Source organism: Streptomyces sp. NPDC096013 (genome assembly GCF_044763565.1).
Lineage (GTDB): Bacteria > Actinomycetota > Actinomycetes > Streptomycetales > Streptomycetaceae > Streptomyces.
Window position 1 is genome coordinate 185415 of sequence record NZ_JBIWGK010000002.1, and the last position, 12413, is coordinate 197827.

The window sequence follows — 12413 nt, forward strand, 5'->3', positions numbered from 1 at the left end:
ACGGCAGGCCGGGCGCCTGCCTGGTCCTGTCACACCCAGGGGCGCGGGGGCCCTGGCTGGGGCGGAGGGCGGGCGGGAGCGTCAGCGGTGGCCGGGCGGCAACCCCGGCCACCGACGACAGGGAGTGATGAGATGTCCACCTATCTGCTGGTGCACGGCGCCTGGCACAGCGGGCGCGCCTGGGACCGGGTGGTACCGCTGCTGACGGCGGCCGGGCACCGGGTGTTCGCGCCGTCCCTCACCGGATACGGCGACAAGGCGGGGCTGCTCGGGCCCGGGGTGGGGCTCGACACCCACGTCGACGACGTCGTCGGCCTGATCATGCAGGAGGACCTCACCGATGTCGTCCTCGTGGGCCACAGCTACGCGGGACTGGTCGTCTCGGGTGTGGTCAACCGGGTCCCGGACCGCATCGCCCAGCTCGTCTACCTCGACGCGATGGTCCCGGTGGACGGCGAGGCCGCGACCGACATCATGCCCCTCACCCAGGTACTGATCGACCTGGCCGCGCGGTCCGACACCCCCTGGCGGATTCCGCCGCTGCCCGAACTCCCGCCGCCCGGCGGCCTGTTCGGGGTCACCGACCCGGCGGATGTGGCCTGGCTGCGCACGCTGGTCTCGGACCAGCCGGCGCTCTGCCTCCAGCAGCCCGTCCACCTGGACAACCCCGCCGCGAGGGCGGTCCCGCGCACCCACATCCACTGCGTGGGCAGCGAACCGGAGGGCTTCGAGCGGCGGCCCGTCCCCGCGGTGCAGCCCAACGGCACCCCGGCACAGGTGTGGGAACTGGAGACCGGCCACGACTGCATGATCACCAAGCCGGCCGAACTCACCCAACTGCTGGTCAAGTTGGGCTGAACCGGTGGCCGGGGCCGGGTGGGCCGCGTGTTCCAGGCCCTAGACCCGGACCGGCGCCGTCACCCCCGACGGCTGGCACAGCACCAGGGCCAGGTCGTCGGTGGGCGGGCCGCCGGTGTGGGCGAGCAGCCGCTCGTACAGGGTGTGCAGCGCCGCGTCCGGCATCGGTTCGCTGAGCGCGAGCGCGGACTCGGAGAGAAGGGCGAAGGGGGTGCCGTCGGGGGCGCGGGAGTCGGTGAGGCCGTCCGTGTAGAGGAGCAGACGGTCACCGGGCTGGAGCCGGACCCGGTACTGGCGCGGGTCCGGGTGCAGACCCAACGGCAGGGCGGGAAACCGGGGTTCGAGGAGTTCCAGCCGCTGGCCGGAGCGCAGGGGCGCCGGATGCCCGCAGTTGACCAGCCGCACCTCACCCGGGCCGAACTCCACCAGCACCGCCGTGACGAAGTCCTCGGGGGCCAGATGAGGGGAGAGGCGGGCGTCCAGCGCCCTCGCGATCGTCGTCAAGTCCGGTGCGGTGTACGCCAGTTCGCGGAACGCGGTGACCGTGTCGGCCGCCGTCCGCAGCGCGTCGAGCCCGTGCCCGCGCGCGTCACCGACCAGCACCCGCAGGCCGTACGGCGTCACCGCCACGTCGTACAGGTCGCCGCCGAGCGACGACTCACGGCTCGCGCAGTGGTAACGGGTGGAGACATGGGTGCCGGAGAGGGTGCGGGAGAGGGGCCGCAGGATCGCCTCCTGGGTGATCCGGGCCACCTCCCGTGCCTCCGCGAGCCGCTCCCGCAGCCGGCCGCGCTGGCGCGCCGCGTACACACTGCACACGCAGCCCAGCAGCAGCCCGGCCCAGCGGACCGCGAACCCGACGGTGACGTGCGGGCTCGCGCCGAGGCCCGCGGCGAGCGCGAGCAGGACGGTCCAGCAGCAGACCAGGAACGTACGGCGGGCATTCAGGAACGTCGCGGCCATCAGCGGCCCGATCGCCAGCAAGGGCAGGATCGGCTGTACCCGGCCAATCAGCAGCCCCGGTGTGGCCGCGAGCAGACAGCCGACGGGCGCGAGGAGGAAGCTCACGGGCGCGCCGAGGGTCCGGCCGCCTGTCCGCGCCGCGCGGCGGTCCGTCCCCGCCCTGCCGCCACCCGTCCACGCCGTCCGGGACCGGCGTCCCCCATCCATCGCGTTCACGCCACGACGATCGCGGAATTTCCGCCTCCCCACCCATGGCACCGGGCAGTTGATCAGCTCTCGATCACGATGTGTCCGAATGACTCCCCGGATGATCGGAAAGGGCACCTGTCCAGGGGGTGTTTCGGCTTTTCCGGGCAGCCGTGGACCGCGTGCCGGGACCCGGGCGTGGAGCCGGTGACGTACGGACACACTGGGCCTCGTGCCGGACACGACTCACCCGAACCCCGGGAACCTCGGGAATCTGCCGCCCGAGACGCACAGTTTCGTCGGGCGGCGCGCCGAACTCGCCTGGCTTGGGGCCGCGTTGGACCCGGCGGCCAGGGATCCGGCCGCGCCGGGCGGACAGTCGGCCGCGGGCACGGCCCGGCTGGTGAGCGTCGTCGGGCCCGGCGGGGTCGGCAAGACCCGGCTCGCCCTGCGCGCGGCGGCGGAGGCCCGTCACGCCTACCCGGACGGGGTCTGGCTCGTCGAACTCTCCCCGCTCCACACCCCGGGACTCGTCGGCCTCGCCGTCATGGAGACCCTCCGCCTCGCCGACCACTCGACCCGCCCGGTGCTCGACGTCATCGCCGAATGGGCCCACGGCAAACGGCTGTTGCTCGTCCTCGACTCCTGCGAGCACCTCCTCGCCGACAGCGCCAAGGTCGCCGCCGCCCTGCTCACCCGCGCACCCGGCCTGCGCATCCTCGTCACCGGCCGGGAACGCCTCGCGCTGCCCGGCGAGGAGGTCCTGCACCTCGAACCGCTGCCGGTGGGCGGCGCCGACACGGGCGACACGGCTGCGGCCGGTGACGCCGTGGCGCTGTTCGCCGAGCGGGCCGCCGCCGCCGGGCGCCCGCTGGCCGACGACGACCAGGCCGCCCGTGCCGTCGCCGCCGCCGTGTGCCGCCGCCTCGACGGCATCCCCCTCGCCCTCGAACTCGCCGCGGCCCGCCTGGCCGACCTCACCCTCGGCCAACTCCACGCACGGTTGGGTGAACGCCTGCCCTCACCCCTGGACATGCTCACCTCCACCCCCGGCGAACGCCCGCCCCGCCACCAGACCCTGCGCACCGCCATCGGCTGGAGCCACGAACTCTGCGCGCCCCTCGAACGCCTGCTGTGGGCGCGGCTGTCCGTCTTCACCGGCGGTTTCTGCGCGGAGACGGTCCAACAGGTGTGCGCGGGCGGCCCGTTGGCGCCGGAGCGGATCGCCGGGCTGCTCTCCCGGCTCGTCGCGCAGTCCATCGTGCTGCCCGACCCGGTGATGTCGGCCCGCTTCCGGATGCTCGACACCGTCCGGGAGTACGGCACCGACTGGCTGCACGCGCTCGGCGAGGACCGCGCCGTACGCCGTCGACACCGCGAGTACTACGCCCGCCTCGCCCACCAGGGATGCGCCGAGTGGAACACCGGGCGGCAAGCCGCCTGGTGCGAGCGGGTGTTGAGCGAACACGCCAACTTCCGCGCGGCCGTCGACAGCGCGCTGGCCGAACCGGACCGGGAGGCGGCCGTGGAGATGACGGGCCATGTCGGCTTCCTGTGGCGGCACTGCGGCTACCTCCGAGAGGCGGCCCACTGCCTGGACCAGGCCCTGGCCGCAGACCCGCCGCCCCCGCCGGACCAGGCGTTCGCCGCCGACGCACGCGACGCACCGCCCCGCCCCGACCGGCCCCTCCCCGCTGCTCCGCCGGCCGGGCACGGCCGCACCCTCGCCCTGTGGTCGCGCGGGGCGGTCGCGCTCCTCCAGGGCGACCAGGAGGCGGCGGCCAACTGGGCGGTGCGGTGCGCCGACGCGGCCCGCGCACAGGGCTCCCCGGTCGCGGAGGTCGCCGCGGTCTACCTCAGGGGCGGCCAACTGGCCCTCACCAGCCGCCAGAAGGAGGCGATCGACGTCCTGGCCGCGGCGCCCCGACTCCCCGTGCAGGACGACGCGTTCGGAGCGGCCCAGCTCCAGGTCAGACTCGCGCTCTCCCTCGCGCACATCCTGCTGGGAGAGGACGAGCGGGGCCGTGAGGTCGCCGACGAGGTGCGGACGGCCAGCCGGAAACAGGGAGAGTACTGGTGCGGGGCCTTCGCCGACCACCTCATCGCCCAGGCGGACCTGGCGCACGGCGACGTACCGGCCGCGGTGAACGGCGCCCGCACCTCCATCGCGGGCCACGCCCTGCTGCACAACACCGTCGGCGCCGCGATGTCCCTCGACCTCCTGGCCACCGCCGTCGTCACCGCGGGCGACGCCCCCCGCGCCGCCCGCCTCCTCGGCATCGGCACCCGCCTCTGGGAACTCACCGGCCGCGCCCAGATGGACTCCCCCGACCTCATCGCCACCCGCCGCACCTGCGAACTCCGCGTCCGCGAACGCCTCGGCGACACCGCGTACGAGACGGGTTACCGGGCGGGCCTGGCCATGTCGTACGACGAGGGAATCGCCTACGCGACGCGCCGGCCGGATGCTCAGTGACGCGGGGTGTCCCCACCGAACGGCAGGAAGAGGGTCCGGCTCGCGATCAGCCAACTCCCGTCCACCTCACGGAAGCTGTCCTCGTAGTGGCCGACCTGGACCGGGGGACCCGCGGGGACCTGGCCGCCGTGGTAGCCGTCGACACGGTACGTCGTGAAGTACGCCGTCGAGATCGCGGTGCCGGGGGAGGTGAGGGTGACGAGGACGTTCGACATCAGGCGTCGCGAGAGCCGGTCGGCGGGCCGGGACCCGAAGTACGCCCGCAGCGCCCCCCGCCCCTCGACGAGCCGTTTTCCGTCGGGCCACTCCCAGGTGCCGTCGGCGGTGAACAGCTCGGCCACGGACGAGGGTTCACCGAGATCGAGGCGGCGGACGAAGTCCAGGATGACGCGCTCGCAGGCGCGCTCGGCGAGGAGTTGAGCCAGGGGGTCCATGGGAAGTTGGTACCAGCCGGACACCCCGGGCCACGACCGGATTACCCCGGCCGCGGCACGTCCACGGCCGGACTACACCGCCACGTACGTCACCGGCTCGCTCCCCGGCACCGACTCCGCCTGCCCCAGTTTCACCAGCCGCCGCAGATGCGCCTCGGCCTCGGAGACCGCGATGTTCCGTGACGGGTAGGGGATGTCGGACCAGGGGCGGTTCCACTCCATCCGCTCCGCGACCTGCCACGCCGTGAGCGGTTCGGAGAGCAGGGTCAGCAACCCCCTCAGCCGGTCCTCGTGGTGGGTGAGCAACTCCCCTACGCGGCCCGGCGCGTCGGTGAAGGTGTGCTGGTGGGCCGGGAGGATCTCGGCGGGGGCGAGGCGGCCGATGCGCTCCAGGGAGTCGAGGTAGTCGCCGAGGGGGTCGGCGATCGTGGTGTCGTCCGGGTCCTCGTACAGGCCGATGTGCGGGGTGATCTCGGGGAGCAGATGGTCGCCGGAGAACAGGCGTCCGTGGCCCGGGAGTTGGGCGGGATGCTGCTCCTCCAGGTGCAGGCAGACATGTCCCGGGGTGTGGCCCGGGGTCCAGATCGCGCGCAGGCGGCGGCCCGCCAGGTCGAGGAGTTCGCCGGGGACGATCTCGCGGTCGGGGAGGGCGGGGGCCAGGCCCGGCACGCTGCGCGGGCGGGCGGCGCGCAGGGGCGCGAGGTGTTCCTCGGGGGCACCGGCCGCCGCGAGCTTCGCCGTCATGTACGCCAGCCAGCGCCCCGGTTGGGTCGAACGGGCCCGCCGGACGATCGCCGTGTCCGCCGCGTGCATCGCCAGCCACGCCCCGGACGTCTCACGCACCCGCCCGGACAGACCGTGGTGGTCGGGGTGGTGGTGGGTGATGATCACGCCGTGGACCTCGCCGACGGACGTCCCGCAGGCCAGCAGTCCCTGGACCAGGGCGTCCCAGGACCCCGGGTCGTCCCACCCCGTGTCGACCAGGACCGGACCGCGGTCGGTGTCGACGACGTAGACGAGGGTGGTCCCCAAGGGGTTGTCCGGGATGGGGACTTCGACGGAACGGACACCGCCGCCGTGGTCGTGGACCTGACTCATGGACGTCATCGACTCCCCAATCGCCGCCTTCCGGCCACTATACGTGGACTCCATCGACCGGAACTGGTATTCAGTCTTCGTATCTGATGGATCGTCAGACAGCGGTACCGGGGAGGCAATCGGCCATGACGGAGCTCGTGGAACACCGACAGCTGTTCATCGGCGGGGAGTTGACCGATCCGCTGGGCACGGACGTCATCGAGGTGATCTCCCCGCACACCGAGGAGGTCATCGGACGCGTCCCGCACGCGTCGACCCAGGACGTGGACCGCGCGGTCGCCGTGGCGCGCAAGGCCTTCGACGAGGGACCCTGGCCGCGCACGACCCTCGACGAGCGGATCGCGGTCGTCACCCGCATCAAGGACGCGATCGCCGCCCGGTACGAGGAGATCGGCCGCGTCATCTCCTCCGAGAACGGGTCGCCGTACTCCTGGAGCATCCTCGGGCAGGCCCTCGGCGCGATGATGGTGTGGGACGCGGCGATCACCGTCGCGAAGAACTTCACCTACGAGGAGCGGCGCGACGGCGTCCTCGGCAAGATCCTCGTGCGCCGGGAGCCGGTCGGGGTGGTCGCGGCCGTGGTCCCCTGGAACGTCCCGCAGTTCGTCGCCGCCGCCAAACTCGCGCCCGCGCTGCTCACCGGCTGCACGGCGATCCTCAAGCCGTCGCCCGAATCGCCGCTGGACGCCTACCTGTTGGGCGAGATAGCGAAGGAGGCGGGGCTGCCCGAAGGCGTCCTGTCGATCCTCCCCGCCGACCGCGAGGTCAGCGAGTACCTCGTCGGCCACCCCGGCATCGACAAGGTCTCCTTCACCGGTTCCGTCGGCGCCGGCCGGCGCGTGATGGAGGTCGCCGCCCGCCATCTCACGCGCGTGACACTGGAGTTGGGTGGCAAGTCGGCGGCGATCGTGCTGCCCGACGCGGACCTCGCCACCTCCGTCCCCGGCATCGTCTCGGCCGCCTGGATGAACAACGGCCAGGCCTGCGTCGCCCAGACCCGCATCCTCGTACCGCGCTCCCGCTACGACGAGTGCGCGGACGCGTTCGCGGCGGCGGCCGGTGCCCTCGTCGTCGGCGACCCGCTCGACCCCGCCACCCAGGTGGGCCCGCTCGTCGCCAAGCGCCAGCAGCAACGCAACCTCGACTACATCCGCATCGGCCAGGAGGAAGGCGCCAAGATCCTCACCGGCGGCGGCCGTCCACCCGGCCTCGACCACGGCTGGTACGTCGAACCGACCCTCTTCGGCGACGTCGACAACTCCATGCGCATCGCCCGCGAGGAGATCTTCGGCCCGGTCATCTGCCTCCTTCCGTACGGCGACGAGACCGAGGCCGTGAAGATCGCGAACGACTCCGACTACGGCCTCAGCGGCAGCGTCTGGACCGCCGACGTCGCCCACGGCATCGACATCGCCCGCCAGGTCCGCACCGGCACCTACTCCGTCAACACCTTCAGCCTCGACATGCTCGGCCCCTTCGGCGGCTACAAGAACAGCGGTCTGGGACGGGAGTTCGGGCCCGAGGGCTTCTCCGAGTTCCTCGAACACAAGATGATCCACCTGCCCGCCGGCTGGGAGGGGTGAGCACGATGGGGGCGGGCGACCGCTGGCAGATAGAGGTCGACCGCTCCCTCTGCATCGGCTCGGCGCAGTGCACCCACCAGGCCCCCGACCGCTTCCACCTCGACGCGGCCATGCAGTCCCACCCGACCGCCTCCGAGTCCGACGCCAACGAGAAGATCCTCGCGGCGGCGGAGGGCTGCCCGGTGGAAGCCATCATGATCACGCTCCTGGGCAGCGGGGAGCCGGTGTTCCCGCCCGAGGAGTAGACGGCCTGCGCTCGGGCGGGCGTGGCGGAGAACGTCTAGTCCGGCTCGTCGCCTCGGGGGCAGGGATCGCCGGCGGCCCCGGTCACCGTCTCCAGGTGTTTTCTGATCGTGGTCGCCTCCGGCATGCCGTGTTCCTGGTAGAGGGCGAGCGCGCGTTCGTAGTGGTGGGCCGCCGTGGGGATGTCGGCCAGGGACTCGTGGGTTTCCGCCAAGCCCGCGTGGGCTCGGGCCTGTTGGCCCGGGTTGCCGATGTCCTCGGCGATGGTGAGGGCCCGGGTGTGGTGGGTGAGGGCTTCGGCCGGCCGGGCGGTGGCCCGGGCCGCTTCGCCCAGGCCGTTGAGGGCTCTGGCCTCGCCGTCGCGGTCGCCGTTGCGGGAGTAGAGGGCGAGGGCCTCGCGATGGCAGTCGGCGGCCTCCGCGGGCCGGTCGCGGAGGGAGTGGACGACGCCCAGGCCGTGCAGGGCGCCCGCCTCGCCGTAGCCGTCGCCCACCTCCCTCAGGAGGGCCAGGGCCTGTTCCTGGTGGACGGCTGCCTCGTCCAGGCGGTCGAGGCGGGTCTCGACCGTGCCGAGGTCCATCAGCGCGTGCGCCTCCAGATAGCGGTTGCCGGTGCGGCGCAGCAGGGCCAGGCACTGGTGGAGGTGGTCGGCGGACCCGTCGTAGCGGCCCAACTGGCTCTCGACATGGGCGAGATTCTTCAGCGCGATCGACTCGCCCGCCGTGTCGCCGGTGCTTCGGTAGAGGGCCAGCGCCTGTTCCAGGTAGGCGACCGCTGTGCTGAAGCGGCCCAGGCGTTCGTCGACCAGGCCGAGGTTGGTCAGGGCGCGGGCCCGGCCCGTCGGGTCGTCGGCCCGGCGGAACAGGGTCAGGGCCTCCTGGAGGTGGCGGCGGGCCGGTTCGTGGTGGGCCAGTTGGTAGTGGGCCGTGCCGATGCCCAGGAGCGCGCGGGCCTCGCTCGCCGGGTCGTCGAGCAGACGGGCCGCGTCGCGGGCGTGGCCGTGGATCGTCAGGCCGTCGGTGTGCCGGCCGCTGACGAGATGGCGGTACAGGGTCTGCGAGAGGCGGATCGCATGGGTGGGGCGGCCGTGCGCGGCGGTGTGTGCCGACATCGCCGTCAGGCACGCGCGCTCGGTGGTCAGCCAGGCGCGGGCCGCGTCCGGGTCCGAGAGGTCGGGCACGGGTGTCGAGGTCTCGGGCGCGGCGGGGCGTAAGTGGGCCTCGGCCGGGTGGAGTTGGTCCATGGCGGCGGCAGCGGTCGCGAGGTAGTGGTCGAAGAGCCCGTCCAGCGCGGACTCGCGGGCCTCCGGTGTGTCCTGGGCGCTCGCCAGCCCGGCCGCGTAGGCGCGCAGCAGGTCGTGCATGCCGTAGCGGGCGGCGTCCACGCGCTGGACCAGGTGGGCGCGGGCGAGGACGTCGAGCGATCGCCGCGCTTCCGCCGGGGTGGTGCCGGTGAGCGCGGCGGTGGCGTGCGCGTCCAGGTCGGGGCCGGGTTGCAGGCCGAGCAGGCGGAACGTCCGTGCCGCCTCCGCCGGGAGGTACCGCAGCGACCAGGAGAACACCGTGACCACGGCGGCCCGGGGGTCGCCGTCCGCGTTCAGCAGGAATAATCGCCGTTGCCGGTCTGCCAGTTCGGCGACCAGGTCGGCCAGCGGAGTGGTGGGGCGGGCGGCGGCCAGTTCCGCGGCGACCCGGAGCGCCAGCGGGAGCCGGGCGCACTGCGCGGCGAGGGCACCGACCGCCTCGGGCTCGGCCTCGGCGCGGGGGCCGATGAGCCGGCGCAGCAGGGCGCGGGCCGCGTCGGCGGGCAGCAGGTCGAGGTCGAGCCGCTGGGCGCCCTCCCGCACGACCAGCCCGGCCAGGCTGTCGCGGCTGGTCACCAGCACCGCGCAGGAACCGGTGCCGGGCAGCAGCGGACGGACCTGCTCCACGGTGGCCGCGTTGTCGAGCACGATCAGCATGCGGCGCCCCGCGACCTCCGTGCGGTAGCGCGCCGCCCGGTCGTCCGGCTCCAGCGGGATGTCCTGCCCGGAGACCCCGAGCGCGGTCAGGAACCGGACCAGCGCGTCGGGGGCGGTCATCGGGCGGTCGGGGTCGTAGCCGCGCAGGTTGACGTACAACTGGCCGTCCGGGAAACGGTCCCGGGCCCGGTGCGCCCAGTGCACCGCGAGCGCCGTCTTGCCGACGCCCGCCGTCCCGGACACCGCCGACACCACCACGGCGGACGGCCGCGGCCCACTCGGGCCCAGCACCTGCTCCAGCCGGGTGAGTTCGTCCTCACGTCCGGTGAAACCGGCGGCGTCCAGGGGGAGTTGAGCGGGGACGACCCTGGCGCGCTCGGTCCCGCTCCCGCTCCCGGTGCCGGTGCCGGTGCCGGTGCCGTACGGCGGGCGCGGTGGGGCCTTCCCGGTCAGCAGGTCCTGGTGTTCCCGGCGGGCCTCCGCGCCCGGCGTGGTGCCGAGTTCGTCGGCCAGCCGCTTGCGGAGACCGGCGTAGCACTGGAGTGCCTCCGGGGTGCGCCCGGCCGCGTGCAGCGCCCGCATCAGCGCCACCGTGAGCGGTTCGACGAGCGGGTGCTCGGCGACGAGGCCGGACAGCGTGTCGATCACCACGAGGTGCCCGCCGACCCGGAGTTCGGCGTCCGCCCAGGCCGGCATGGCGTCGACGTACTGGTGCAGCCAGCTCTCCCGGGTACGCTCCGCCCACTCCCCGGTCAGCCCGGCCAATGGCGTACCCCGCCACAGGCCCATCGCCTCCCGCAACGTCAACAGCCGCCCGGGGTCGGAGACTTCGGCACGGCGTGCCCGTGCGATCAGGTCCCGGAAGCGGTGTGCGTCGACCAGGTCCGGGGTGATGTCGAGCCGGTAGCCCGCGGGGCCGCGCACCAACACCGGCGCGGGGGAAGGTAATTCGGCGCGGTGAGAGTCATGGGAGCCCGCGGAGAGCGCTAAGTCCCCGGCGCCTCCGCCATGTTCGGAGCCCTCGAAGTCCCCGGCGCTCCCGGCGCGTTCGGAGCCCTCGGTGTCCCCGGCGAGCCCCGCCCCCACCTCCCCGAGCATCCGCCGTATCCGAGCGACATGCGCGTACAGCGTGGCCCGCACCTGCGCCGGCGGGTCCTCCCCCCACACCCGGTCGATCAGCGTCTCCGCCGGTACCCAGCGGCCCGCGTCCACCAGCAGTGCCGCCAGGACCGTGCGCCGCTTGGCGGGCCCGAGCTCCACCGGACGGCCCGCCACCCACAACTCCACGGGCCCCAGCAGCCGAAATCCCGTCACGCAGCCCCCACCGTCCCGCCCACACGCTTCACGGATTCTCCACCGCGCACCCAACCACCTGCCCACCAGCGGGACAAGGTTTACGCAAGGTCGCCGGCCACCCCCCTCCGTCACCTTGGGAGCGGCAACTCGCCCGCACCACATGAGGGAGGAGCACAGCGAATGAAGCGCATCCCGGCCGTCACCGGCTACCGGGGTTCCAGCTGCGTCCTCGCCTCCGGGAACCGACCGGTGCGGGTGAGCACACCCATGGCGCGGCCGACACGGTGCGCGGTGCTCCCGGTGCTGTCCGGGGCCGGCTGCTCCCACGGGGGAGAGCAGTCGGCCCGCGGGCCGGAGGTTCCTTCGCCGTGCGCCGTCGGGGCGTCCAACAGGCCATGCGGAAACGGCTGTTGACGGCGTCCGACCCAAAGACCGTGGCACGCTGTGCGTCCGACCGGAACCGGATGCCGGCCGCCATCACGGCGTGAACGGCCGGCTGCCCCCGCAACCGGCCGTTCACGCACCCCCGGGGGCGTCCCGCTCCGTGCGGCCCGGGTCCGTCAGGTCGATCAGGCGGCACACCGTCTCGATGTCGATCTTCACCTGGGCGATGGACGCCCGGCCCGACAGCCAGGTGATCAGCGCCGAGTGCCAGGTGTGCTCGATGACGCGGACCGCCGAGAGCTGCTCCGGAGTCGGGTCCTCCAGACCCATCGCGTCCAGGATGATCACCGTGGTCTGCCGGGACACCTGGTCGACCTCGGGGGAGACGCTGCGGTCGGCGAAGGTCAGCGCGCGGACCATCGCATCGGCGAGATGCGGCTCGCGCTGGAGCGCGCGGAAGGCACGCATCAAAGTCTCCGCGACCCGCTCGGCCGCGCTCTCGCCGCCCGGCGGCTTCTTCCGCAGCGTGCCGTGCATGTGCTCCAACTGGTCCTGCATCGTGGCCACCAGGAGATGCACCTTGGACGGGAAGTACCGGTAGAGCGTGCCGAGCGCCACCTGCGAGGACTCCGCGACCTCCCGCATCTGCACCGCGTCGAAGCCGCCCCGGCTCGCCAGCTGCGCGCTCGCGTGCAGGATGCGGCGCCGACGGGCCTCCTGCCGCTCGGTGAGGGGCGGCGAGGTCCGCACGGTGGCTTCGGGCTTGGCTTGCGCTGGCATGGCTCCCGTTCCGTGACTGTCGGTGAGGGCGGGTGATCGGACCGATCATGGCAGGGTGTCGGCCGTGGTGTGAATCACCTGATCCACTTCTCACAGCACCCGTACCGGCCGGTAGATTCAGAACCTCCTGGACGATCAAGTCTGAAACTTGT

The 12413-nt window shown here is 73.3% G+C and carries 9 protein-coding genes; 4 read left to right on the top strand and 5 right to left on the bottom strand.

All coding sequences use genetic code 11. The features are described from left to right. Positions 1-132: 132 nt before the first annotated feature. Positions 133-858, top strand: coding sequence for an alpha/beta fold hydrolase (locus ACIRB1_RS08355; protein WP_403465014.1), 726 nt, complete (start codon positions 133-135; stop codon positions 856-858). 39 nt (positions 859-897) lie between these two features. Here ACIRB1_RS08355 and ACIRB1_RS08360 read toward each other — a convergent pair whose 3' ends face one another. Further along, positions 898-1926, bottom strand: a complete 1029-nt coding sequence (locus ACIRB1_RS08360) for a PP2C family protein-serine/threonine phosphatase (protein ID WP_403465015.1) — start codon at positions 1924-1926, stop codon at positions 898-900. 313 nt (positions 1927-2239) lie between these two features. On the opposite strand from ACIRB1_RS08360, the gene ACIRB1_RS08365 reads away from it, so the two are divergent. Continuing rightward, on the top strand, positions 2240-4483 hold the full coding sequence (locus ACIRB1_RS08365) for an ATP-binding protein (protein WP_403465016.1): 2244 nt from the start codon (positions 2240-2242) through the stop codon (positions 4481-4483). On the opposite strand, the gene ACIRB1_RS08370 is transcribed toward ACIRB1_RS08365, so the two are convergent. Beyond that, a complete protein-coding gene (locus ACIRB1_RS08370; protein WP_403465017.1) occupies positions 4477-4917 on the bottom strand; it encodes a nuclear transport factor 2 family protein in 441 nt (146 codons plus the stop codon). The genes ACIRB1_RS08365 and ACIRB1_RS08370 overlap by 7 nt on opposite strands. Positions 4918-4989: 72 nt before the next feature. Further along, positions 4990-6015, bottom strand: a complete 1026-nt coding sequence (locus ACIRB1_RS08375; RefSeq protein ID WP_403465367.1) for an MBL fold metallo-hydrolase — start codon at positions 6013-6015, stop codon at positions 4990-4992. 125 nt (positions 6016-6140) lie between these two features. Here ACIRB1_RS08375 and ACIRB1_RS08380 point away from each other — a divergent pair, with 125 nt between their 5' ends. Next, positions 6141-7598, top strand: coding sequence for an aldehyde dehydrogenase (locus ACIRB1_RS08380; protein WP_352183443.1), 1458 nt, complete (start codon positions 6141-6143; stop codon positions 7596-7598). A 5-nt stretch (positions 7599-7603) separates the two neighbouring features. Continuing rightward, a complete protein-coding gene (locus ACIRB1_RS08385) occupies positions 7604-7843 on the top strand; it encodes a ferredoxin (protein WP_403465368.1) in 240 nt (79 codons plus the stop codon). 35 nt (positions 7844-7878) lie between these two features. Here ACIRB1_RS08385 and ACIRB1_RS08390 read toward each other — a convergent pair whose 3' ends face one another. After that, complete coding sequence (locus tag ACIRB1_RS08390) at positions 7879-11115, bottom strand: AfsR/SARP family transcriptional regulator (RefSeq protein ID WP_403465018.1); 3237 nt, start codon at positions 11113-11115, stop codon at positions 7879-7881. A 498-nt stretch (positions 11116-11613) separates the two neighbouring features. Further along, positions 11614-12261 (bottom strand): TetR family transcriptional regulator, encoded by a 648-nt coding sequence (locus tag ACIRB1_RS08395; RefSeq protein WP_403465019.1) that lies wholly within the window; start codon positions 12259-12261, stop codon positions 11614-11616. Positions 12262-12413 lie beyond the last annotated feature (152 nt).